This window comes from Paraburkholderia tropica, from assembly GCF_014171495.1.
GTDB classification, from domain to species: Bacteria; Pseudomonadota; Gammaproteobacteria; order Burkholderiales; family Burkholderiaceae; genus Paraburkholderia; species Paraburkholderia tropica.
This window is the reverse complement of the sequence record NZ_CP049136.1, coordinates 1,229,274-1,253,278: the sequence shown is the minus strand read 5'-3', so window position 1 is coordinate 1,253,278 and position 24,005 is coordinate 1,229,274. Positions and strand designations below refer to the sequence as shown.

The following is a 24,005-nucleotide window of genomic DNA, read 5'->3' as shown; positions in this document are numbered from 1 at the left end:
CCGTTTTCAACCATGACTTTGCCTCCAGGAACGTGTAGCCATGTCTGAACGTAAAAAACTCGAAACTCTCGTTGGCGCACCGGAATCGGATCGTCTGATCGGCGCGCTCCAGCACGGCGCAACCCGCCGCGACGTGCTGCGCCTGCTCGCAGCGGGCGGCATGCAGCTCGCGATGGCCGGCACGCTCGACGGCGTGGCGGGCGCCGCGTACGCGCAAACGCCGCGCAAGGGCGGCAAGATTCGCGTCGCGGGCGACAACGGCTCGGCGAACGACACGCTGGACCCCGCCAAACAGTCGAACAAAACCGACTATTGCCGCGGCACGATGCTGTACAACAACCTCGTCGAACTCGACGGCACGCTCGCGCCGCGCCCCGCTCTGGCCGAGTCGTTCAAGACGACCGACGCGCGCGTGTGGGTCTTCACGTTGCGCAAGGGCGTGACCTTCCACGACGGCAAGGCGCTCTCGCCCGCCGACGTGGTCTACTCGATCATGCGCCACAAGGACCCGGCCGTCGCGTCGAAGGCCAAGACGCTCGCCGACCAGATCGACAGCGTGAAAGCAACCGGCCCGAACGAAGTCACGGTGACGCTCTCCGCGCCGAACGCCGACCTGCCGGTGATTCTCGGCACGTTCTACTTCCATATCGTCAAGGACGGCACGACCGACTTTACGAAAGGCATCGGCACCGGCCCGTTCAAGTTGCAGACCTTCCAGCCAGGCGTGCGCTCGATCGTCGTCAGGAATCCGAACTACTGGAAACCCGGCCTGCCGTATCTCGACGAAATCGAATTCGTCGGCATCGGCGACGAAAGCGCGCGTGTCAACGCACTGCTCTCGGGCGACATGGATCTGGTCGCGTCGATCAATCCGCGTTCGGTGGCGCGCGTCAAAGGCTCGTCGAATGCGAGCGTCTTCGTCACGCAGTCGGGTCAGTACACCGATCTGATCATGCATCGCGATACCGGCCCCGGCACCAATCCGAACTTCGTGCAGGCCATGAAACTGCTGCTCGACCGCAACCTGATGAAGCAGTCGATCGCGCTCGGCTATGCGGTCACCGGCAACGATCAGCCGATCGATCCGACCAACCGTTTCTATACGCCGGGCCTGCCGCAAACGCAGATGGATCTCGACAAGGCGAAGTTCTACCTCGCCAAGGCCAATCTCGGCAGCACGCCGATTCCCGTGGTCGCGTCGCCCGCCGCGATGTATTCGGTCGACATGGCGCTGATCCTGCAACAGACCGCGCGCAAGGTCGGCCTGAATCTCGACGTCAAGCGCATGCCCGCCGACGGCTTCTGGTCGAACTACTGGCTGAGCGCGCCGGTCGGTTTCGGTACGGTCAATCCGCGCCCGAACGCCGACACGCTCTTCACGCAGTTCTTCAAGTCGGATGCGCCGTGGAACGAGTCGCGCTGGAAAGATCCGAAGTTCGACCAGTTGCTGCTCTCGGCGCGCGCCGAGATGGACGTCGCGAAGCGCAAGCAGATTTACGCCGACATGCAGACGATGATCCGCAGCGACGCCGGTATCGGCATTCCGCTGTTCCTCGCCACCATCGACGGCCACAGCAACAAGCTGCAGGGCCTGTCGCCGATTCCGCTCGGCGGCATGATGGGTTACGCGTTCGGCGAGCACGTATGGCTGTCCGCCTGATCCGCAATCGAAGCACACTTCGCCGCCTATCGCAGGGATGGGCGGCGAGCGGTCCATTTGAGGGGTGTCCGATATGAACACTGTGATTGTTCGCCTGCTGGCGCGCCGCGTGAGCGCTGCCGTTCTGTCGCTACTCGCGATCTCCGCCATCGTGTTCGCGATCACCGCGGTGTTGCCCGGCGACGCCGCGCAATCGCAGCTCGGCCAGGACGCCACGCCCGAAGCCGTCGCGGCGCTACGCGCGCAAATGGGCCTCGATGTGCCCGCGCCCGTGCGCTACTGGCACTGGCTGACCGGCATGCTCACGGGCCATGCTGGTGAATCGATGCTCACGCATCTGAGCGTGGCGAGCCTCGTCGGCGATCGCCTGTCGCATTCGCTGCTCCTCGCCGGCATCACGACGCTGGTGTCCGTGCCGATCGCGCTCGCGCTCGGCATTCTGTGCGCCGTGCTGCGCGGCCGCGCGTTCGATCGCACGGTCAGCGTCGGCGTGCTTGCAGTCGTCTCGGTGCCGGAGTTTCTGGTTGCGTCGCTCGCCGTGCTGCTTTTCGCGGTCAAGCTGCAATGGCTGCCGGCGCTCGCCTATCTCGACGATGGCGCGCCGTTCGGCCGCGTGCTGCGCGCGCTGGCGATGCCGGTGATGTGTCTGTGCTGCGTGATCGTCGCGCAGATGGTGCGCATGACGCGCGCCGCGCTGATCGATCAGTTGAAGGCACCCTACATCGAGATGGTGCGGCTCAAAGGCGCCACGTCGTTCCGCATGGTGATGTTCCACGCGCTGCCCAATGCGATCGGACCGATCGCCAATGCCGTTGCGTTGAGCCTCTCGTACCTGCTCGGCGGCGTGATCATCATCGAGACCGTCTTCAACTATCCGGGCATTGCCAAGCTGATGGTCGACAGCGTCAGTCAGCGCGATATGCCGGTCGTGCAGGCCTGCGCGATGATTTTCTGCTTCGCTTACCTCGTCCTCGTCACGCTCGCCGACGTCTGCGGAATTCTGGGCAATCCGCGTCTGCGCCACCGCTAACGCGACCTCACCCTTTCGTTTGTGGAGCTCACCAAGATGACCCAATCGACCTCTGAAGGCAAACTCGCGCCGCCTCCGGCCGACGCCGCCGCCGACCTGAGCGCGCACCCGCGTTTCATTCACCTGCGCCGCACGCTGAGCGGACTCGGCGTGCCGGGCTGGATCGGCCTCGCGATCGTGCTCGTATGGATCGCCGCCGCGATCGCGGGTCCGCTGGCCGGCGACGGCGCCAGCGCATCGACCGACAACGTGCAGATCTTCGCGGGCGCGAGCGCGCACCATCTGCTCGGCACCGACTATCTGGGCCGCGACATGCTCGATCGCGTGATGATGGGCGCGCGCTATACCGTGGGACTCGCGCTGATCGCGACGCTGCTGGCCAGCGGCGTGGGCACCGCGCTGGCGTTGCTGGCGATCGTCGGCGGCCCGAAGCTCGACGCCGTCATGAGCCGCACGCTCGATACGCTCACGGCGATTCCGAGCAAGATGTTCGCGCTCATCATGGTGGCGGCGTTCGGCTCCTCGACCGTCATGCTGACCGCGACCGCCGCGATCATCTACCTGCCCGGCGCGTACCGCATCGCGCGCTCGCTCGCCGTCAACATTCACGCGATGGACTATGTGGCGGTCGCCCGCACGCGCGGCGAAGGCACGGCCTACATCATGCTGCAAGAGATCCTGCCCAACATCCTGAGCCCGATGCTCGCGGATCTGGGGCTGCGTTTCGTCTACGTCGTGCTGCTGCTCGCCAGCCTGAGCTTTCTCGGTCTCGGCATCCAGCCGCCCGACGCCGACTGGGGCTCGCTCGTGCGCGAAAACCTCGACGGACTCGCCGAGGGCGCACTCGCCGTGATCGCGCCGGCGCTCGCCATCGCGAGCCTGACGATCGCCGTGAATCTCGTGATCGACAACCTGCCGGGCGGTGCGCGCAAGGCGAGCCGCGATGCACGTCGCCAGGCGAAGCTCAACGAACAATTCAACGCTTCGCGTCGTGCGCAGATCGCCGCCACGACCGATGGGGAGGCACGCTAAATGGGCGCGGCAATTCATGTCAGGGACCTGACGATCATGGCAGGCGAATCCGTGCTGGTGGATCGCCTCGCATTCGATATCGCGCCGGGCCAGGTGCTCGCCCTGATCGGCGAATCCGGCTCCGGCAAGACCACCACGGCGCTCGCCTTGATGGGCTACGCGCGCGACGGTTGCGCGATCGCGCCGGACAGTGTGGTCAATGTCGGCGAGCGCAACGTTACCGCGCTCGATGTCGCCGCCCAGCGCGCACTGCGTGGCCGCGTGGTCACGTATATCGCGCAGAGCGCGTCGGCATCGTTCAATCCGTCGCGCACGATTATGGATCAGGTGGTCGAGCCGGCGCGCATCCACAAGACGATGCCGCGCGCCGAAGCCGAAAAACGCGCCGTCGAACTGTTCCGCGAACTCGCCTTGCCGAATCCCGAAACCATCGGCGCGCGTTATCCGCATCAGGTGTCGGGCGGTCAGTTGCAACGGCTGATGGCCGCGATGGCGCTGATCACCGACCCCGATCTCGTGATTCTCGACGAACCCACGACGGCGCTCGACGTGACGACCCAGGTCGAAGTGCTGCGCGCGTTCCGCCGCGTGGTGCAGCAGCGCAAGACCAGCGCCGTGTATGTGAGCCACGATCTGGCGGTGGTCGCGCAGGTGGCCGATCATATTCTCGTGCTGCGCCACGGCAAGATGCGCGAATACGGCGAGTCGGATCAGATTCTGCATGCGCCCGCCGACGACTACACGCGCAGCCTGCTCGCCGCCGCGCGCCCGAAGGAGCGTCACGCCGATGCACCCGACGATGCGGTCCACGCGCGCGCCGACGCCCCGCTGCTGCGCACGGACCCCGAAGGCACGCGCCGCGCCCCGCAACCGCTGTTGCAGATCGACGCGCTTTGCGCGGGCTACGGTCCGCTCGACGCGCAGGGCCGCCCGCAGAATCGCATTCTCGACAAGGTCGATCTCAAGCTCTATCGCGGGCAGGCGATCGGCGTGATCGGCGAGTCGGGCTCCGGCAAGACGACGCTCGCACGCGCGGTGGCCGGTCTGATCGCACCGTTCGAAGGCCGCATTGCGTTCGACGGCAAGACCATGTCGCCGCAGCTCGATCAGCGCAGCCGCGGCGAGCTGCGCCGTATCCAGATCGTGTTCCAGATCGCCGATACCGCGCTGAATCCCGCGCATACCATCGAGCGCATTCTGGCGCGGCCGCTGCAGTTCTATCATGGCCTTCAGGGCAAGGCGCTGCGCACGCGCATCGCGCAACTGCTCGACATGGTGCGCCTGCCCCGCACGCTGATGGAGCGCCCACCGGCTGCGCTCTCGGGCGGACAGAAGCAGCGCGTCAACCTTGCCCGCGCGCTGGCCGCCGAACCCGATCTGCTGCTGTGCGACGAAGTCACTTCGGCACTCGATACGGTCGTCGGCGCAGCCGTGCTCGATCTGATGGCCGATCTGCGCAAAGACCTCGGCGTGTCGTATCTCTTCATCAGCCACGATCTGCATACGGTGCGTGCGATCTGCGATGAAATCGTCGTCATGCAGCATGGCCGCAAGGTGACGCAGGTCGCGCGCGAAGATTACGATCGCGGTCCACATCATCCGTACTACGAACTACTTTCGCGCTCAGTGCCTGAGCTGCGGCGCGGCTGGATCGACGAAGTCCAGTTGCCGAAGACCGAAACCGTCGCGTAACGCTACAAGCCGCGACCTCATACCCTCACTCTTCACGAGATCAAGGAAAGCAACATGTCTCTGAGCATCAGCAACGATTCCCTGCTCCCGGGCCGCAATTACATCGACGGCGCCTGGGTGGAAGCCGTCGACGGCAGCACGTTCCCGGTCAGCGATCCGGCCACCGACGCCGTGTTCACGCAAGTCCCCAACAGCGGCGCACAAGACGCGAAGCGCGCCGTGGACGCTGCGCACAACGCATTCGCCACCTGGCGCAAGGTCCCGGCGAAGCAGCGCGCCGCGATCATCAAGCGCTGGAACGATCTGATCGTCGCGCACACCGAAGACCTCGGCAAACTGATTTCGCGCGAACAGGGCAAGCCGCTCGCCGAAGGCAAGGGCGAAGTGCTGTACGCGGCGAGCTACGTCGAATGGTTCGCCGAAGAAGCCACGCGCACGAACGGCGACATCATTCCCGCGCCCGTGCCGGGCCGCCGCATGTATGCGCTGCGCGAACCGGTCGGCGTGATCGCCGCCGTCACGCCGTGGAATTTCCCGGCCGCGATGATCGCCCGCAAGATCGCGCCCGCGCTCGCCGCCGGTTGCACGGTCGTCTGCAAACCCGCCGAAGACACGCCGCTCACGTCGCTCGCGCTGGTCAAGCTCGCCGAAGAAGCCGGCGTGCCTGCGGGCGTGCTGAACATCGTCACCGCTTCGCGCGAAAACACGCCCGCCGTGGTCGACGTCTGGCTCGACGACGCGCGTGTGCGCAAGATCACCTTCACCGGATCGACGCCCGTGGGCAAGCATCTCGCGCGCCGCAGCGCCGACACGCTCAAGAAGCTCTCGCTCGAACTCGGCGGCAACGCACCATTCATCGTGTTCGACGATGCCGATCTCGACGCCGCCGTCGAAGGTCTGATGATTTCGAAGTTCCGCAACGGCGGACAGACCTGCGTGTGCCCGAACCGCGTCTACGTGCAGGCGGGCGTGCATGACGCCTTCGTTGCCAAACTGGCCGCGCGCGTGGGCGCGCTCGTCGTCGGTCCGGCCACCAACGCCGCCTCGCAGATCGGCCCGATGATCAACGCGCGCGCGGTCGACAAGATCGAGCGCCACGTGCGCAATGCCGTGGAAAACGGCGCGAAAGTGATCGTGGGCGGCACGCGCGTGCAGTCGGAACAGTGCGCCTCGGCGAACTATTTCGCGCCGACCGTGCTGATCGACGCGACGCCGTCGATGGACTGCTCGTGCGAAGAAACCTTCGGCCCGGTCGTGCCGATCACGCGCTTCGACACCGAAGCCGATGTGATCGCACAGGCGAACGCAACGCCCTTCGGCCTCGCCGCCTACTTCTATTCGACGGACGTGCGCCGCATCTGGCGTCTCGCGGATGCGCTCGAAAGCGGCATCGTCGGTGTGAACGAAGGTGCGCTCGCCGCCGAATCTGCGCCCTTCGGCGGCGTAAAGGACTCCGGTTACGGCCGCGAAGGTTCGACGCACGGCATCGAGGAATACATGCACATCAAGTACGTCTGCCAGGGTCAACTCGACTGAGCATTCTCGCGATGAGCGGTCGAACGGCGGCGCTGTGCATTCTGCTGTTTCGACCGCTCATTTCGATACGGGGTGCTGTGGCAAGGGGCGTTTTCAATTCTTTGTGAACTGCCGCCATTTTTATACTGCTTCACGTGCTGTTTTTTCTCAGTGGAAAACGCCGAACCGGCCACCTATCGCAACCCGCTCCATGACACGACCCAAGACCTCCGGCGCGCCGGATCTCAACCAGATGCTGATGCTGCGTCAGCAACTCGGCGCGCAGACCACGGCAGAGATCCGTTTCGATCCGGCCACGCGCGCGATGTATGCGTCGGAGGCGTCGAACTATCGCCAGCCGCCGATCGGCGTCGTGATTCCGCGCACGATCGACGACTTCGAAACCACCGTCGAACTGTGCGCGCAACTCGGCGTGGCGATCCTGCCGCGCGGCGCGGGCACGTCGATGTGCGGCCAGGCCGTCAACGCAGCGATCTGTATCGATCATTCGAAGTATCTGCACGCGATCGAATCGATCGACGCCGCAGCGGGTCACGCGATCGTGCAGCCGGGCGTGATCTGCGATCAGCTGAAAAAAGCCGCGGCCGCGCACGGTCTGACCTTTGGTCCCGATCCCGCCACGCATAGCCGCTGCACGCTCGGCGGCATGATCGGCAATAACTCGTGCGGCGCGCATTCGGTGATGGCGGGCAAGACCGTCGAGAACATCGAACGCCTCGACGTGCTGACCGCGACCGGCGCGCGCTTCTGGGTCGGCCCGACCGACGACGCCGCGTACGCCGAGCATCTCGCAGCCGGTGGCGAACGCGCGCGCATCGTCAAGGGTCTGCGCGAACTCGCCGAGCGCTATGCGGACGATATCCGCGCGGGCTTTCCGAAACTCAAGCGCCGCGTCTCGGGCTACAACCTCGATCAGTTGCTGCCGGAGAACGGTTTCAATATCGCGCGCGCGCTGGTCGGCAGCGAAGGCACGCTCGCCACCACGCTGCGCGCGCAGGTCACGCTCGTCGAAGGTCGGCCCGAGCGCGTGCTCGTCGTGCTCGGCTTCGATACCATTTTCGATGCTGCGGACAGCGTGCCGCATCTGCTGCCGCTCGGTGCGATTGCGATGGAAGGGCTCGACCAAGGCATCGTCGGTGGCCTCAAGGCGTTGGGGCTCAAGCTCGACGACATCGCCGAACTGCCCGCCGGCGACGCGTGGCTGCTGGTCGAATTCGGCGCGAGCACGCGCGACGCCGCGATCGCCCAGGCGCGCGCGATGGCCGACGCGGCGCAGCGTTTCCCGCAACAGCCGAGCGTGCGTTTCGTCGAAGACGCGGCCTTGATGAACCGGCTGTGGACGATCCGCGAAACCGGCGCGTCGGCGACCTCGCTGTCGCGCGATCCCGCCGCGCCCGACCCGGTGGTCGGCTGGGAAGACGCCGCCGTCGAGCCCGCACTGCTCGGCGCATATCTGCGCGAATTCACGGCGCTCGTCGAGCGCTATGGCTACAAGACCAATCTGTACGGCCATTTCGGCGATGGCTGCATTCATTCGCGCATCACCTTCGATCTGCGCTCCGCCAGCGGCGTGCGCGACTGGCGCGCATTCCTGGAGGAAGCCGCAAAGCTCGTGGTCAAGTACCAGGGCTCGCTGTCCGGCGAACACGGCGACGGCCAGGCCAAGGGCGAATTCCTGCATCTGATGTACACGCCTCGCCTCATGCAGGCGTTCCGCGAATTCAAGGCGCTGTGGGATCCGCAAGGGCTGATGAACCCCGGCAAGCTGATCGACGCGATGCTGGTGGACGAGAACCTGCGCATGGGTCCGCAGTATCGCCAGGGGAACGTGAAGGGCATGTTCACGTATCCGATGGCGGCAAATCCCGCCAGCAACGACGCGCCCGTCGACACACTCGAAGAACGCGGATACGGGCGCGAAACCGAGCGCTGCATCGGCATGGGCAAATGTCGCTCGATGGACGGCGGCACGATGTGTCCGAGTTTCAAGGCGACGCGCGAGGAGCGCAATTCCACGCGCGGACGCGCCCGCCTCTTCTTCGAAATGCTCAACGGCGAGGTGATCGACGAAACGCGTGACGCCGAAGCCGTGAAGGAATCGATGGATCTGTGTCTCTCGTGCAAAGGCTGCAAAAACGATTGCCCGACGCACGTGGATATTCCCAAGTACCGCGCGGAATTTCTGCATCGCTACTACAAGACGCGCCGCCGTCCGCTGATGGATGCGGCGGTCGGCAGGATCGGCGCATGGCTGCCGGTTGCCACGCGCGTAAGCGGACTCGTCAACGGCGCGATGCGCAACAGGCTCGTCAAAAAGGCATCGCAGCGCTTTGGCCTGGCTGAAGGCGCGGCGTTTCCCGCCATTGCTTCGCAGGCCTTCCGCGACACGCCGGCGGCGAAAAAGCTGATCGCGCCGTGGCCCACGCGCTTTGGCGCACAGGACGTCGTGGTCTGGACCGACACGTTCAACAACGGCTTCTCGCCCGCCGTGCTCGACGCCGCCCTGCGCGTGGTCGAAGCCGCAGGCGGCACGCCGCGCCTCACGCCGCGTCATGTCTGCTGCGGGCGTCCGCTTTACGACGTCGGCCTGCTCGACGAGGCGAAGAAGAACCTGCTCGATATCGTCGAGATGATGCGCGCGCCGGTTGCCGCCGGCGTGCCCGTGCTGATTCTCGAACCGAGTTGTCTTTCCGTGTTCCGCGACGAAATGCTGGCGTTGATCGGCCATGATGCCGAGGCCGGCGAACTCGCGCGCAAATTGTCGTCGGCGTGCATCACCGTTGCAGAATATGCCCAGAAAAACGGGCTGAATCTTCCATCGACGTTGCCTGGCGAAGGTTCTCGCGCAGAATCTGTGCATGTGCACACGCATTGCCATCAGCGTGCATGCGGCGGCGCGGGCGCGGAGAAAAACCTCGGCGCGAAAGTGCTCGATACCGGCTGTTGCGGCATGGCAGGCGCATTCGGCTATCACCACAAAACCGCCGCCGTGGCGAAAGCGGTCGGCGAAAAGGAACTCGTGCCGAAGCTCGCCGCGCTGCCCGACGACGCCATCGTGGTCGCCGACGGTTTCAGCTGCCGCTCGCAGATTGGCAAGCTCACCGGCCGCACGGCGCAGCATCTTGCACAGCATCTTGCAGAAGCCATCGCCAGCGCGAACCCGCCCGTGCGTACCCCCACCGACGAACCCGCGTAACGGCCTGATCTACCTTTGCTCAACACCGTCCGAATACGGTATCAAACAAACCAGAGAGAACCTGACATGACCCGCGACAATCAATCCCTGATCGAACATCGCCAGCATCACGTGCCGCGCGGCGTCGTCACCGCGCATCCGCTGTTCGTCGAGAACGCGCAAGGTGCAGAACTGTGGGACGTCGAAGGCCGCCGCTTTATCGACTTCGTCGGCGGCATTGGCGTGCAGAACATCGGCCATAGCCATCCGCGCGTGATCGACGCCGTGCAGAAGCAACTCGCGAAGGTCACGCACGCGGCCTTCCAGGTGGTCGGCTACGAGGTCTACACACAACTGGCCGAGCGCCTCAATACGCTCGTGGGAAACGGCGCACACTACAAGTCGTTCTTCTCGACGACGGGCGCGGAAGCCGTCGAAAACGCAATCAAGGTCGCGCGTGCGTGGCGCAAGGTGCCGGGCGTGATCGCGTTCCGCGGCGGCTTCCACGGCCGCACGCTGCTCGGCTCGACGCTGACCGGCATGAGCGCGCCGTACAAGCAGAATTTCGGTCCGATGGCGGGCGAGGTCTATCACACGCCCTATCCCGACGCGTACCGCAACTTCAGCGCGGCCGATGCGATGCGCTCGCTCGAAGACCTGTTCGCCACGCAGATCGCGCCCGACCGCGTCGCGGCGATCATTCTGGAGCCGGTGCAAGGCGACGGCGGCTTTCTCCCGGCGGGCAAGGAGTTCATGCAGGCGCTGCGCGAACTGACGACGCGCCACGGGATCGTGCTGATCTGCGATGAAATCCAGGCGGGCTTCGGACGCACCGGCGAGATGTTCGGCTTCCAGCACTTCGGCATTCAACCCGACGTCATCACGGTTGCGAAGAGTCTCGCGGGCGGTCTGCCGATTTCGGGTATTGTGGGCCGTGCGGAGATCATGGACGCGCCGCTGCCTGGCGGCCTGGGCGGCACGTATGGCGGCAATCCGCTCGGTTGCGCGGCGGCGCTCGCGGTGCTCGATGTGTTCGAAGAAGAACAGTTGCTGGCGAAGGGCCGCGCGCTCGGCGCGAAGCTTCACGCCGGTCTCGAACAGATCGCGCGCGACCACGCGGCGATCGGCACGGTGCGGGGTCTCGGCCCAATGGCCGCGCTCGAATTCGTGCGCAACAGCGACCCGTTCCAGCCCGACGCCGACTTCGCCCAGGCCGTCATCGATCAATGCCGTGAAGACGGTCTGCTGGTGATCAAATGCGGCGTGCACCGCAATACGTTGCGTCTGCTCGCGCCGCTGACCGTGAGCGATGCGATCGTCAATGAAGCGCTGGCAATCCTGCGCAATGCGGTGACGAAGGTATCGGCGAAACTCCGCTAAGACTACGCTTGCGCCGCGCAACGTGTTATTAAAGGCTGACGCCTGATTCACGATCGAATTCAGGCGCATTTCGAAAGGACCTACTCATGCTAATGGTCGTCAAATCGGGCGGCCCGGCAGCAATGCCGGAATGGCGATCGCTCTACCGGTCGCTGTTGCCCGAACTGGAAATCGTCGGTTGGGACGATCCCGAGCTCGATCCCGCCAGGGTCGAGTACGCGATGGTTTGGGAGCCGACGCCCGGACGGCTCGCGCAATTTCCCGCGCTGCGTGTCATCCTGAGCAGCGCAGCGGGCGTGGACCACATTACGCGCGATCCTTCGGTGCCCGCGCATCTGCCGATCGTCCGGATGGTGACGCCCGAAACCGGCGAGCGCATGGCCGACTTCGTCACGGCGTGCGCCTATGCCATCGTGCGCGACTTTCCCGCGCTGCGCGACGCACAAACGGCGCGCCGCTGGGACGAAAGTCTCGTCGGTCGGCGTGCAAGCGAGACCACCGTGGCGATTCTCGGTCTGGGCAATCTGGGCGTCGCGTGCGCGCTGCGTCTTGCGGCCAATGGCTTTCGCGTCAGAGGCTGGTCGCGCACGCCCAAACAGATTGCGCAGTGCGAAAGCTTTGCCGGCGATGACGGCCTGCACGCGTGCGTGGCGAATGCAGATATCGTCGTCAATCTGCTGCCCGATACGGCGGCCACACGCAATCTGATCGACCGCCGCTTTCTGGCCGCGCTGCCGCGTGGCGCATCGTTGATCAACGTGGGCCGTGCGCCTCAGGTCGATATTCAGGCCGTGGTGGCCAGCCTCGATAGCGGACATCTGCACAGCGCGTTTCTCGACGTGTTCGACCCCGAACCGCTAACGCCGAACGATCCGCTGTGGCAACACCCGAAACTGTGGCTGAGTTCGCACATCGCTTCGGCCGTGTCGCGCGAGAGCAAGGCGCGCCAGGTCGTCAAGGCGATTCTGGCCGACCGGGCGGGACAAGCACTGGAACACGTCTACGCTGCCGACTTCGGCTATTGAGTTTCAAGGACGACGCATCACGATCCCCAGCGGGCCAACTGCTGGGGATTTTTCTTTTGTCATGTTCGCGGCGATCACCGGGAAAGTGCATGCCGTCCGCAAGTCCATTCACGACTGTGCAGGCCGCCCCTTTATGGCGAAAACGGCAGCCTATGCCGTATCGCGGCACGAAATCACATTTATCGCGTTTCTGCGCATTTTATACAGAACAAAGCCCCGGTTTTCGCGTGCTCCAATTGAACGCCTGAATTGAACCGCCCCAGCGCGGAAATGCCGATCGTCCGCAACGCTTTTCCGCTCGCTGATTTCCGATCAATCCGGACTACGAAATTTTAAACACACGCTACCACCTGGAGCTCGCAAATGAATAAGTCCACCCGCAACACGTTTGGCGCTGGTTTCTCCGTCGCGCTTCTCGCTGGCGCAAGTTTCGCTCATGCGCAGAACAGCGTGACGCTCTATGGCGTCGCCGATACGGGTATCGCGTACATCAACCACGCCAGCGGCAGCAAGAATGCCGTGGCGATGTCGAGCGGCAATCTGAGCGGCAGCCGTTGGGGGCTGAAAGGTTCGGAGGATCTCGGCGGCGGTCTGAAAACCGTGTTCCAGCTCGAGAGCGGCTTCAACATGAATACCGGCGCGGCCGGTCAGGGATCGCGTCTGTTCGGCCGACGCGCGTACGTGGGCCTGAGCAGCGCGGACTGGGGCACGCTCACGGCGGGTCGTCAATACGAAGCGTCTGTCGACATGATTCAGGCAATCACCGGCGACAATTACTTCAGCACGATGTTTACAACGCCGGGCGATCTCGACAACAACGACAACGACATGCGCGTCAACAATTCGATCAAATACCTCAGCCCGAACTGGCGAGGCGTGCAGGTCGAACTGGTCTACGGTTTCAGCGGCCTCGCGGGCCAGACAGGTCAGGGCTACACCTATTCGGGCGGCGTGTCGTACGCGAATGGCCCGGTGAATCTGGCGGCCATGTACATGCGGTTGACCAACGAACCGTCGTCGGGTGCCACGCGCACGTCCTGGACCAGCAGCGGCGATTCGCTGTTCGTCAGCCCGATCAATCAGGGATATCAGTCGGCGAAGGCAATGGGCGTCGCGTCGGCGGCGGCCCAATATGCGCTGGGTTCGCTGCTGATCGGCGCGTCGTACAGCAACGTGCAATATCAGAGCGACGCGGCTTCCAATTTCTCGGGCACGCAGCACTACAACATCGGCAAAGCGTTTCTCGCTTATCACTTTACGCCGGCGCTGCTCGCGGGTGTTGGCTATGAATTCGTGAAGGCGGGTGGCGATACGTCTGCGACCTACAACGAAATCAGTCTCGGCGCGGACTACAACCTGTCGAAGCGCACCGACGTGTATGCGCTTGCCGGCTATCAACATGCAAGCGGCACGCAACGCAAAGCCGACGGCACGCTGCAGACGGCAGTGGCGTCGATCGGTTCATACGGCCGCAGCGGCACCGATAGTCAGTCGATGGTGATCGTCGGCATTCGCCATAAGTTCTGATGTAAGGTCGCGTTACGCCTGCCTTGCCTGTCGAAGTCGCGCAGGCAAGGCAGGCGCATCTTGCACATCCGATGCGCCCTACCTTTCCCCGCCGCGATTCCGCTTGAGCCGCAGCATCAACTGATCGGCCTGATCGAGCGCCTGCGCGACCGTCACGAAGCGAACCGCGACGCCGCCCGCCAATGCATTCTGATAATGCATTCTCACGTTCGCCAAAACATAGTCGCCGGCCGCCGCCTCGGACAAGCGCTGCGCAATCGCCTCGGCTTGTACGGAAGCCTGTGCAAAATCGGACGGCAATGCGCCCGCAAACGCAAAACGTCCGGCGCCAATATGCGCAAGCTGACCGTCGTCTGAACTCGCCGCCAGCATCCGTTCGCCGCTGGTGCGCAGAAGCTGTTCGCCGACTGCATAGCCATGCCGGTCATTCAGCGCGTAAAAGCCCTCCAGGTCGACGATGCACAGCGCCACATATGAACCATCCGTCGACGAATTCGCCAGCAAACGCCCAAGCGCTTCCTGCAATGCGCGCCGATTCGGCAACGCCGTCGCATCGTCGGTAAGCGCGCGCTGAGAGAGATGCTCGTTAGCAAGCGTCAATTGTTCGATCAATCGCTCGCGCTCGATATGTTCCGAAATCAGTTTCGCAAACACATTCAACGCGCTACGCGCACGCGAATTGATTTCCAGACTTTCCCGGCTAATACCGCATAGCGTGCCGATCACGGCGCCGCTTTCGGCGCAGACCGGCGCACTCGCATAAGTCCGGATATCCAGCTCGGCGGCCGCGCGCGAATCGCCCCAGATTTCCTTGACGTTGCTGACAACACGCTGCCCGCTTTCCAGACTGCGTTTGCACAAAGTGTCGAACCATTGGACCTGCAAGCCTTCGAGCACCTGCGTGCGTCCTTCATTGCGCGAATAAAGCACGGTCTGCACTTCGCGGCTGAAATCGATCGACGTCAGATACGTCGATTCGAGTCCGGTCATTGTCCCCAGCATTTCGAGCAGCGGGCGCACCAAACCTTCCAGGCTCTGTGCGGCGGCCACCTTTTGCGAAAGACGTTCAAGCAATTCATCCATGGCTGACACTCATGTATGCAGATGACATAACCCGCTTGCCGGGATGGCATGCATTCGACGGTATCAGCTTTTTTCGCGGCTTTCCAGGTGTCACGAGAGCGACATCTGCGAGACCGCCCATCACGATGAACGACCGCACGGCACGCCATCGCGAAGACTCAAGTTCCTTGCAGCATGTCCGTTAACATTGCAGACACGTCGTGTGGGATCAGCTTGCACGCGACACCGACCTTGCAGATCAAGAGGAACAACGAAGAATGGAAAACGCCACGGATTCTCTGCGCGGCCAATACCCGAATGACGAAGCAATGCCGTTTCAGACAGGCACCGCCGGCTGCCTCGCACAGACGCAGGAGATTGCTTCGTGAATAGCTTGCGTCGTGTGGCGGATGTCTCCGCCGTCATTCCTGCCCGCGCCTCTGCCATGGCGCGCTCCGCTGTCCATGCTCTCGTACTCGTCGCGGGCAGCGCGTGCTGCATCGGTGCGCATGCCGAACTCGGCGGGCCGCCGACACTGCCCGCGACCAGCGCCCAGGCGTCGAGCGCCGTGTCGTTGAAGGCGACGAGCAGCACGTCGGCAACGAGCACGTCGACCGCCTATACCGTGCGCGAATCGACGCTCACAAACGGCATCACCGAACGCGAATACCTGAACGTCGACGGCACCGTGTTCGCCCTGGCGTGGGACGGTCCCTTCATGCCCGATCTGCGCAGCTTCATGGGCAGCACGATCTTCTCCGAATACGTGAGCGCGCTGCAGAATCAGACCGACCGCACGCGCAGCGGTGGCGTGAATATCAGCACCGATGATTTCGTCGTGCAGGTGCAAGGCCATCAACGACACTTCCGCGGCCGGGCCTGGCTGCCGTCGCTGCTGCCGACCGGCGTCAGCACGTCGGTGATCCAGTAACGCCCGCCTCGCTTCCGCGCGGGCTTCATGCGAAGCCGCGCGGCGCCGATGGGCTCTCTTGCACTCCCTTACGCTTTCTTTCGCACTCGTTTTTCTCGCCACTGTCCAGTCATGACGACAATGTCTTCTCTCGCGGTGCTCGCCTGCGGTCTCGCGCTGCTCGCGCATCGCTTCTCCGCCGGCCACGTATCGCGCACGTTCCGGTTGTTGCCGCGCCGCCCGGTCACCCAGGTCGCTGCGTACGCCCTGCTGCTCGCGCTGGCGGCGTGCGGCGGCGGCGGTTCGTCGAGCGACAGCACATCGACGACGACCGGTTCTGCGAATTCGTCGAACAACACCAGTTCGTCGAGCAGCAGCAACACGCTGACCGTCATCGTGCAGAAAAGCCTCGGCTCCTATCCGAACCAACCGTTCGTCACGGTGACCGTTTGCGCGCCCGGCACCACCACTTGCGACACGATCGATCACGTCCTGCTGGATACCGGATCGACCGGTCTGCGCGTGCTGGCTTCGTCGCTGAGCGCCACGACGCTCGCTGGCATGACGCGCGAGCAACTGGCGTCGTCGGGTAATTACATCGACGAATGCGGCCAGTTCGTCAGCGGCTATACGTGGGGCTCGCTGCGTCTCGCCGATGTGACGATGGGAAGCAAAACCGCTTCGAGCGTGCCGGTCGAGGTGATCGGCGATTCCGATGCCGGTTCGGCGCCGTCCGCGTGCACCGGCACCGGCTCGGACATGGGTTCGACCACCGGGATGGGCGCGAACGGCATTCTGGGCGTGCAGGGGCAGATCCGCGATTGCGGCTCGACCTGCGCCACCAGTGCCTATCCGCTGTACTACGCGTGTGCAACCGGTTCGAGCTGCTCGACGTCGAGCGCCGTGCCGCTGAGCCAGCAGGTGACGAACCCGGTCAGCATGCTGAGCAGCGACAACAACGGCATCGTCCTCTCGATGCCGAGCGTGTCGGATAGCGGTCAGGCGCTCGCGACCGGTACGCTTTACTTCGGCGTCGGCACGCAGACGAACAACACGCTGGACTCGGCCGATCGCATTCCGCTCGACACGAGCTTCGAATTCAAGGCGACGTATGGCGGCACCGCCAACCAGAGCAGCTTCATCGATTCGGGCACGAACTTCCTGTACTTCCAGGACAGCACACTGACGCGCTGCACGGGTTCCAATAGCGACTACTATTGCCCCTCGTCGGTCCAGACCGAGTCCGTGACGTTCACGCCGAACAGCGGCGCAAGCGATTCCAGCGGCTCGTATACCGGCTCGTTCAAGGTCGGCAACGTCGTGTCGCTGCTGAGCACCAGCGGCGTCTATGCGTTCGACGATATCGCCGTGTACGGACTGGTCGATAGCGGCATGGATTTCGGCATGCCGTTCTTCTATGGCCGCTATGTGGTGATCAAAAACGAGAGCTCGTCCGGTGCGGGCGACGCGTACGCGGCCTTCGCATCGAACGGCCTCTAACGCTCGGCTTGAGCCGGACCGGTTGCGCTATTCCGGTCCGGCAGCCGTCAGGCGCAATTCGAGGGATTTCAGTAAAATAAGACTTCCCCTCCTATCCGGCTGACGACTGCACCATGCATCGCATTGGATTCTTTGTTTGCAGCGGCCACGACGCGCTCGATCTCGGCGGCCCGCTATCGGCATTCAATCAGGTGGCCGCCGCCGCGGGCCATACGCCGTACGATCTGCAAGTCATCTCACAGTCGGGCGGCCCGGTTCGCGGCAATACGGGTCTTGCCATCGAGACGCGCCCTGTCGGCAGGCGCAGGTTCGACACCGTCGTTTTCGTCGGCGGCGATATCGAGCCCATGCAGTTACCGGAAAATATCGCAGCGGCGAAGAAATTGGGCGCGAAGGCGTCGCGAGTCGCGAGCGTCTGCACCGGCGCCTTTCTGCTTGCGGAAACCGGCTTGCTGGATGGTTTAAAAGCCACGACGCACTGGCGATATTCCGCGTTGCTGCAATCGCGCTTCCCTCGCACGCGCGTCGAAGGCGACAGCATCTATATCGTGGACGGCCACGTCTGGACATCGGCGGGCATTGCCTCCGGAATCGACCTGGCGCTCGGACTGATCGAGCGCGACATGGGCGCGGACGTCGCGCGTGCGGTGTCCAGGCTGCTGGTCGTGCCGTATCGTCGACCGGGCGGCCAATCGCAATTCTCCGCCATGTCGCAGATGGAGCCGGAATCGGATCGCATCCGCATTGCGCTGAACTTCGCACGCGAACATCTGGCGGAAGCGCTGCCTGTGGAGCGACTCGCCGATGCCGCCAATTTAAGTCCACGGCAATTTGGACGCGCATTTCGCCGCGAAACCGGAGAAACGCCTGCGAAAGCGGTCGAACGTTTGCGTGTCGAAGCGGCGCGATTGCGCCTTCAAGATGGCAGCGAACCGATCGAGCAAATTGCGCTGGCCGTGGGATTCACCGATCCGGAGCGGATGCGGAGGGCTTTCATCAAACTGCATGGCCACCCGCCGCAGGCGATCCGGCGCGAGAGCCGAATGAACAGCACGCGCTGATATGGCGTCATACTTTTAAATCAGCAGACGCTCAATTTCCATTCGATGGCTGCGCGGCGTAATCATTCCACATGTCGCGCTGCAATTTCCACGCACCGTTTTCCTTCAGGAAAATGAGAATCTGCTTGCCGCGATAGGTAAGCTCGCCGTCATGGTCGCGGACTTCCGCATCCGAAACTTCCGTTACCGCCTGCTCATTGCCGTAGAACTCGTAATGGCTGAACGATACGGCGCCCGGTTTTTTCGCAGCATACGCTTTCACGAAGTACGCGGTAATTGCATCGCCGCCCGTCACTCTGTCGCCGCCAGGCGGCAAGAGCGCGCCCTCATGCGTATAAAGATGACCTATCGCCTCATAATCGCCGCGTGCGAAGGCATCGGCCCATCGCGCGTTCTCGGCTTTGATGGCGGCTTCGGTTTGCGGCTGCGGGCCGGCAGCCATTGCCGGCGCGGCAAACGCGCACAAGGTCAAGCAGGCTGCAACGGCGGCAGCGTATCGACGAATCTGTTGCATTGAAGAATGTCCAATCGGAGTGGGAATCGAAGGCGTTGCGTGTGTGCGAACGAGGCCGCGCATTTCAGCGAACGCCCGGAATACGGGCGAGTCCACGGGACGCACCGGGCAGTTGTTTGTCCACCATCGCGACAATTTCGGGCCGTGCATCTCGCGGATGCCCCGAATGGAACGGCGGCGCGGGATCGTATTCGATCACGAGCTGCGTGAATTCGGCAGCTTGCTGACCGCGCAGTTTCGCCGCGACGCGAAGCGCGAAATCGATACCTGCCGTTACGCCGCCGCCGCTCATGAAGCGGCCGTTATCGTCTTCCACGAAACGATCCGGCACGGGAATCGCGCCATACTCGGAGAGCTTGTTGACGAAAGCCCAATGGCAGGCGCTTCGCTTGCCATTGAGAATGCCGGTGGCGGCAAGCACCAGCGACCCGTTGCACACCGACGTCACGTGTTTGGCGCTTTCCGCCAGACGCCGGATCTGCGCCTGATACTCCGGCTGCATCGGCGCGCTTAAATTGGAGCCGCCGGGAACCAGAATCAGATCGGTCTTGTCGATATCGGCCAGTCGTTCCGTGTTGCCATACACGACGCCGAATTCGAGCGTCACGTTGCCGCCATTCAGACTCGCGTAGCGAACGTTCGTATTCGGCAGACGATGAAAAATCTCGCTAGGCCCGGCAAAATCGAGCAGCGTGCCGCCGTCGTAATTGACAATCAAAATGTTGAGCGGATCACTGGGCGCGAGTTCGGCCTTGCCGGCTGCCTGCGCAGAAACAGGCGTCGCGTGGCCGAGCAACGCGCCTCCACCGAGCACGGCGCCCAGCGTGGCGATGCTGCCGAACTTCAGCATGTCGCGGCGCGAACGACCTGCCCCGCTCAGCGATTTGTCCGCGGCCTTGTTTTCACTACTGTCGGTCAAGATGATTTCTCCTTGCGCGTCGGCCCATCCGTGTGCACAACCTGGTTGGGCCGGATTGAAAGCCACCACACCGTGAAAGCGTGGTGGACGTGGGATCGAGGTATAGGCGAGCCGGAAGCACTTTAATCGCGAGGGGCGGACTTAAAGCTGCGAAGCGCCGCCGTCGACAATCAATTCGGTGCCAATGACATAGGCCGATTCGTCGCTGGCGAGATAGAGCGCAGCGTAGGCAATGTCCTCCGCGCGACCCAGGTGGCCTGCGGGAATGGCTTCGGCAAACTCCGCTTTGCGGTCGCGAACCCATTCCTCGGACATGCCCCATCGGCTGATCAACGGCGTGTCGATCGCACCGGGCGCGATGGCGTTGAAACGGATTTTCCGGTCGAGGAACTCATAAGACCAGCTACGGGCGAGCGATCGTACCGCCGCTTTCGCCGCGGCGGTCAACGAAATACCGTGCTTACCGGTCTGCGCGACGAACGATGTGTTCAGGATGACTGACGATCCTTCACGTAAATCCGGCAGCACCGCTTGAAGCGTTAACACCACGCCCTTCACGTTGATATCCATGATCTCGCTGTAAAGCTTTTCGTCGATATCGTTGAGCGCGGAAGGGAACGCCCAACCAGCGTTGGCAAACACGATATCCAGGCCGCCGAACTGCGCTTTCATCTCGGCGGCAATCGCCCGCATGTCGTCGATCGACCGCACATCGCCTTTGAGCACCAGCGCATGCTCGCCAAGCTCGGCCTTCACGCGATCGAATACGGTCTCGTCGCGGCCTGTCACCGCTACGCGCGCGCCTTCTGCAATAAAAAGCTTCGCGGTCGCGAGACCAATGCCGCTGGTGCCGCCCGTAATCAACGCTGACTTGTTTTTGAGCCTCATGTTCAGTTCCTTTCTTTGCTCGAGTTTGACCACGCCGAAAGCACTGAACGTCATCGCGTTGGTGCTCGTGTGCCGGCGTGGTGTCTGCGCAAATTATGGAACCGAGGCGGATTGACTCAAAGGTCGTATAACCCTCAAAAAACGTCACGCATGCCGTCAACCTGAATATCGGCTCGGCAGTCATGGGCAGGACGCTTGCGCGGGATTCCCGTTCGTGAAACAAGGTGTGTTTGAAAAGCCGCGAGGCGGTGACGGCTTTTGCTAGCGGTTCAAGTTGAACGGGGAGTTCGACCTAGCCGTATAGGCCGATGCAATTGTCCCAGGGGTCGCGCAGCATGCACATCTGCTTGCCGTCTTCCACATGTGCGGGCCCTCGATAAAGCGTGGCGCCGACGCGCAGGAAATGCCGTAACGCTTCGTCGAAGTCATCGACGCTCCAGTAGACAACCGTACCCGCCGATCCCGCCGAGAGTTTCGCATCGGCAGGAACGATTTCGAGTCTGACGCCATTGAATTCGAGGTAAGTCAGATTGAACGCTTCAAGCGAGCGACGCACAGCGCCTCGAAACGCGGACTGATACCAGTCCAATGCTGCGGGCACATCCGGCACGTACACAAGCACTGCACAGATTGGCGAGTTCATGCGCGCTATCCTTCCATCGTCAAACGAGAATTTAATCGACAAGATGCTGAACCGCGAGATCGACGAACGCGCGTAGACGATGCAGCCGCCGAAGATCGCGGTGAAAGCCCGTCCAGTTATCGCGTTGAGTCGAGCCACGCGGGGGCAGATAACACAACCCGCGGCGCACGTTATCCCCGCTACCGCATCGCCGCCGCCCACAACAGCGAACTGCCGGACGCCAGCATCAAGCCGTCGACAAGCCACCGGAACGTCGACGGTTTCATGCGGATGACCAGGCTTCTCGCGAAGAACGATCCCGACATCAACGCCGCGCCAACGATCAGCCCTTTGCTCCACACGCTCAGCGGCAGCGCGCCGAACGTCTTGAACGCCACGATCTTGGTCGCGTAAACGGCCAGCGATCCGGCGGCTTCCGTGGCAAGAAACGCTCCGCGTTCAAGGCCGTAGGACGTGAACACCGGCACGGTGATCGGACCGGTCGAGACGACGATGCCCGTGAGAAACCCCACCGGACCGCCGATCAGCGCCAGTTGCCAGAGCTTGATCTTCACCGCGCGATGCGCGAGCCAGCGACGCGTGGGGATCATGGCGATAAAGAACACGCCGAGCGCGACGTCGACGAAATGCGCGGGCAGCGCCAGCAGCGTATGCACACCCAGCGCCGCGCCTGGCACGGCCGTCGAGCAATACGCGCCGAACGCCTTCCAGTCGATCTCGCTTCGCCAGGCGCAGACCCTGCCGAGGTTGCCCAAGACGGCGCCGATCGCCATGATCGGCACGGCTTGTTGCGGCCCGAAAAAGAAGACGAGCAGCGGCATCAGCATCATCGACGAACCGGTGCCGATGACGCCGCTGAGCGTTCCCGCCATCACGCCGACGACCAGAACCAGCAGATACCCCGTCATGGCTGACGCCATTCACGCAAGCGCATGCCGGCATCCGTCCGGTATGACGACGACAATGCTGCTGACACGGAAAACAAGTTGAAGCGCATGTGCCCCTCGATGCATGAATGCTGACAGAAATAACCGGGAATTCGCGGACTGGATCGCCACAATTGTGACAATCGTAGGTTCGGCGGCAGCTTATATCAAATGAGTTAATATCGCCGCAGATGAGAATTAAAGTCACATCATGACGCGAACCAGAAACACGTCAGGAAGCGGCGAAAAGCTTCCGCCACTCAATGCGCTCCGCTATTTCGAGGCGGTCGCGCAGCACGGCAGCCTGACCGCGGCGGCGGCGAGCCTGCACGTCACGCACTGGGCGGTCGGCAAGCAGATCCGTCTGCTGGAGGACTGGTTCGGCGTGCCGCTGTTCGAGCGGCGTGCGCGCGGCGTGGTCCTGACCGACGAAGGCGCCGCGCTGCTCGGCGACGTGAGCAGCACATTCGAGCGGCTCGCCACGGCGGCAAGCCGCTTGCGCCGCCATGATGTGCCGGTTCGCGTGTCGGGCATCGTGCGCGTGAATGTGCAGCCCAGTTTCGCACTGGGATGGCTGCTGCCGCGTCTGGAAGATTTCCGCAGCCGCTATCCCGAGATCGATCTGCGGCTGTCGACGACCTCGCGCAAATTGCGCTACATCGGCCACGCGTTCGATATCGGCGTGCGCGCGGGGCCGGAAACCGGCGACGGTGTGATCTCCCGTGCGCTGATGGCCGACGTGCGGCTACCCGCGTGCAGCCCGGCGCTTCTGCATCGGCATCCGATTCGGGAAGCGGCGGACCTGCGCCACCACACGTTGCTGCATTCGAGCACCACGCGGTCCGCATGGGCGAGCTGGCTGCGCGAGGCGGGCGCCGCTGATCTACAGCCGCACCGTGAAATCGAACTCGACCACACCTATCTCCAGCTGGCGAGCGCGGTAGAAGGCCTGGGCGTCGCGCTCGCGTCGCTGCCGCTGATTGCTCGGGACATCGCCGCCGGGCGGCTCGTCTGCCCGATTGCCGCGCCGGGATGGCGCGCACCCGACTACACGCTGGTAATGAACGCCGATCGCGCGCGCGACGAAGCCGTCGTGGCCTTCGGGCAATGGATGATCGACAGGGCCGGGCGCGAAGCCTGACGTACCGGCAATGGCAACCGCAAGCGCAAGCGCACGCCATCGAATACCTCGCCATCGAATCCAGGCTTTTTTCTCGTGTGCAATTGACGTCTGGGCCGTCCGCCCATTACGCTTGCGGGCTGATGGTTCCCGGCGACGGGATCAAAAGGGAACGCAGTGACGACGCATTGCGTCGAGTCTGCGGCTGCCCCCGCAACTGTAAGCGGCGAGTTCGTGCCATTCGGCGCCACTGGGAAACCGGGAAGGCGGGCATGAGAACCGTGACCCGCAAGCCAGGAGACCTGCCATCGACCGAGGTCCATGCAGCCGCAACGGGCGGGGTGTCCCAATGCGCAAACCACCGCTTCGCGCGGTGCTTCGTTGCAGGACAGCCCCGACCTCAGG

General features: G+C 63.5%; 20 protein-coding genes and 1 riboswitch. Of the genes, 14 read left to right on the top strand and 6 right to left on the bottom strand.

Features of this window, described 5'->3' with window-relative positions; all coding sequences use genetic code 11:
• The first annotated feature begins 40 nt into the window (after nucleotides 1–40).
• From G5S35_RS29105 to G5S35_RS29065, 9 genes are all read left to right on the top strand, one after another.
• Nucleotides 41–1,660: an ABC transporter substrate-binding protein gene (locus tag G5S35_RS29105; RefSeq protein ID WP_183039625.1), complete on the top strand. Its 1,620-nt coding sequence runs from the start codon at nucleotides 41–43 to the stop codon at nucleotides 1,658–1,660.
• A 73-nt stretch (nucleotides 1,661–1,733) separates the two neighbouring features.
• On the top strand, nucleotides 1,734–2,690 hold the full coding sequence (locus G5S35_RS29100; protein WP_074987636.1) for an ABC transporter permease: 957 nt from the start codon (nucleotides 1,734–1,736) through the stop codon (nucleotides 2,688–2,690).
• A 36-nt stretch (nucleotides 2,691–2,726) separates the two neighbouring features.
• Nucleotides 2,727–3,722 (top strand): ABC transporter permease, encoded by a 996-nt coding sequence (locus tag G5S35_RS29095; RefSeq protein ID WP_080180153.1) that lies wholly within the window; start codon nucleotides 2,727–2,729, stop codon nucleotides 3,720–3,722.
• Nucleotides 3,723–5,414 carry an ABC transporter ATP-binding protein gene (locus tag G5S35_RS29090; RefSeq protein WP_183039624.1) on the top strand — a complete coding sequence of 564 codons (1,692 nt, stop codon included), beginning with the start codon at nucleotides 3,723–3,725 and terminating at the stop codon, nucleotides 5,412–5,414. It begins immediately after the preceding gene.
• Nucleotides 5,415–5,468: 54 nt separating this feature from the next.
• Nucleotides 5,469–6,950 (top strand): NAD-dependent succinate-semialdehyde dehydrogenase, encoded by a 1,482-nt coding sequence (locus tag G5S35_RS29085; RefSeq protein ID WP_124263350.1) that lies wholly within the window; start codon nucleotides 5,469–5,471, stop codon nucleotides 6,948–6,950.
• A 190-nt stretch (nucleotides 6,951–7,140) separates the two neighbouring features.
• Nucleotides 7,141–10,146 carry an FAD-binding and (Fe-S)-binding domain-containing protein gene (locus tag G5S35_RS29080; protein WP_183039623.1) on the top strand — a complete coding sequence of 1,002 codons (3,006 nt, stop codon included), beginning with the start codon at nucleotides 7,141–7,143 and terminating at the stop codon, nucleotides 10,144–10,146.
• A 66-nt stretch (nucleotides 10,147–10,212) separates the two neighbouring features.
• Nucleotides 10,213–11,505 carry a 4-aminobutyrate--2-oxoglutarate transaminase gene (gabT, locus tag G5S35_RS29075; RefSeq protein WP_183039622.1) on the top strand — a complete coding sequence of 431 codons (1,293 nt, stop codon included), beginning with the start codon at nucleotides 10,213–10,215 and terminating at the stop codon, nucleotides 11,503–11,505.
• Between the two features lie 86 nt (nucleotides 11,506–11,591).
• Nucleotides 11,592–12,530, top strand: a complete 939-nt coding sequence (locus G5S35_RS29070) for a 2-hydroxyacid dehydrogenase (protein ID WP_183039621.1) — start codon at nucleotides 11,592–11,594, stop codon at nucleotides 12,528–12,530.
• 363 nt (nucleotides 12,531–12,893) lie between these two features.
• Nucleotides 12,894–14,057: a porin gene (locus G5S35_RS29065; RefSeq protein WP_074987759.1), complete on the top strand. Its 1,164-nt coding sequence runs from the start codon at nucleotides 12,894–12,896 to the stop codon at nucleotides 14,055–14,057.
• A 78-nt stretch (nucleotides 14,058–14,135) separates the two neighbouring features.
• On the opposite strand, the gene G5S35_RS29060 is transcribed toward G5S35_RS29065, so the two are convergent.
• Nucleotides 14,136–15,140 (bottom strand): sensor domain-containing diguanylate cyclase, encoded by a 1,005-nt coding sequence (locus G5S35_RS29060; RefSeq protein ID WP_110330002.1) that lies wholly within the window; start codon nucleotides 15,138–15,140, stop codon nucleotides 14,136–14,138.
• 200 nt (nucleotides 15,141–15,340) lie between these two features.
• On the opposite strand from G5S35_RS29060, the gene G5S35_RS29055 reads away from it, so the two are divergent.
• The 4 genes from G5S35_RS29055 (at nucleotide 15,341) to G5S35_RS29040 (ending at nucleotide 18,590) form a co-directional block, all read left to right on the top strand.
• Complete coding sequence (locus G5S35_RS29055; RefSeq protein ID WP_161495577.1) at nucleotides 15,341–15,508, top strand: hypothetical protein; 168 nt, start codon at nucleotides 15,341–15,343, stop codon at nucleotides 15,506–15,508.
• A 56-nt stretch (nucleotides 15,509–15,564) separates the two neighbouring features.
• Nucleotides 15,565–16,050 carry a DUF2844 domain-containing protein gene (locus G5S35_RS29050; protein ID WP_074987757.1) on the top strand — a complete coding sequence of 162 codons (486 nt, stop codon included), beginning with the start codon at nucleotides 15,565–15,567 and terminating at the stop codon, nucleotides 16,048–16,050.
• A gap of 120 nt (nucleotides 16,051–16,170) precedes the next feature.
• Nucleotides 16,171–17,529, top strand: coding sequence for a DUF3443 family protein (locus G5S35_RS29045; protein WP_176079921.1), 1,359 nt, complete (start codon nucleotides 16,171–16,173; stop codon nucleotides 17,527–17,529).
• Between the two features lie 113 nt (nucleotides 17,530–17,642).
• Entirely contained in the window at nucleotides 17,643–18,590 is a 948-nt protein-coding gene (locus G5S35_RS29040) for a GlxA family transcriptional regulator (RefSeq protein ID WP_074987756.1), read from the top strand.
• Between the two features lie 31 nt (nucleotides 18,591–18,621).
• Here G5S35_RS29040 and G5S35_RS29035 read toward each other — a convergent pair whose 3' ends face one another.
• The 5 genes from G5S35_RS29035 to G5S35_RS29015 form a co-directional block, all read right to left on the bottom strand.
• Nucleotides 18,622–19,104: a YybH family protein gene (locus G5S35_RS29035; RefSeq protein ID WP_176079919.1), complete on the bottom strand. Its 483-nt coding sequence runs from the start codon at nucleotides 19,102–19,104 to the stop codon at nucleotides 18,622–18,624.
• A 64-nt stretch (nucleotides 19,105–19,168) separates the two neighbouring features.
• The gene (locus G5S35_RS29030) at nucleotides 19,169–20,023 is read right to left on the bottom strand and encodes a DJ-1/PfpI family protein (RefSeq protein WP_183039620.1); all 855 of its coding nucleotides are present in this window, start codon (nucleotides 20,021–20,023) and stop codon (nucleotides 19,169–19,171) included.
• A gap of 141 nt (nucleotides 20,024–20,164) precedes the next feature.
• Nucleotides 20,165–20,911 carry an SDR family oxidoreductase gene (locus G5S35_RS29025; protein WP_110330013.1) on the bottom strand — a complete coding sequence of 249 codons (747 nt, stop codon included), beginning with the start codon at nucleotides 20,909–20,911 and terminating at the stop codon, nucleotides 20,165–20,167.
• A 292-nt stretch (nucleotides 20,912–21,203) separates the two neighbouring features.
• A complete protein-coding gene (locus tag G5S35_RS29020) occupies nucleotides 21,204–21,554 on the bottom strand; it encodes a VOC family protein (RefSeq protein WP_183039619.1) in 351 nt (116 codons plus the stop codon).
• A 179-nt stretch (nucleotides 21,555–21,733) separates the two neighbouring features.
• A complete protein-coding gene (locus G5S35_RS29015) occupies nucleotides 21,734–22,462 on the bottom strand; it encodes a sulfite exporter TauE/SafE family protein (protein WP_074987752.1) in 729 nt (242 codons plus the stop codon).
• 229 nt (nucleotides 22,463–22,691) lie between these two features.
• On the opposite strand from G5S35_RS29015, the gene G5S35_RS29010 reads away from it, so the two are divergent.
• Nucleotides 22,692–23,621 carry a LysR substrate-binding domain-containing protein gene (locus tag G5S35_RS29010; RefSeq protein ID WP_110330008.1) on the top strand — a complete coding sequence of 310 codons (930 nt, stop codon included), beginning with the start codon at nucleotides 22,692–22,694 and terminating at the stop codon, nucleotides 23,619–23,621.
• 106 nt (nucleotides 23,622–23,727) lie between these two features.
• Nucleotides 23,728–23,924: riboswitch (cobalamin riboswitch) on the top strand.
• Nucleotides 23,925–24,005 lie beyond the last annotated feature (81 nt).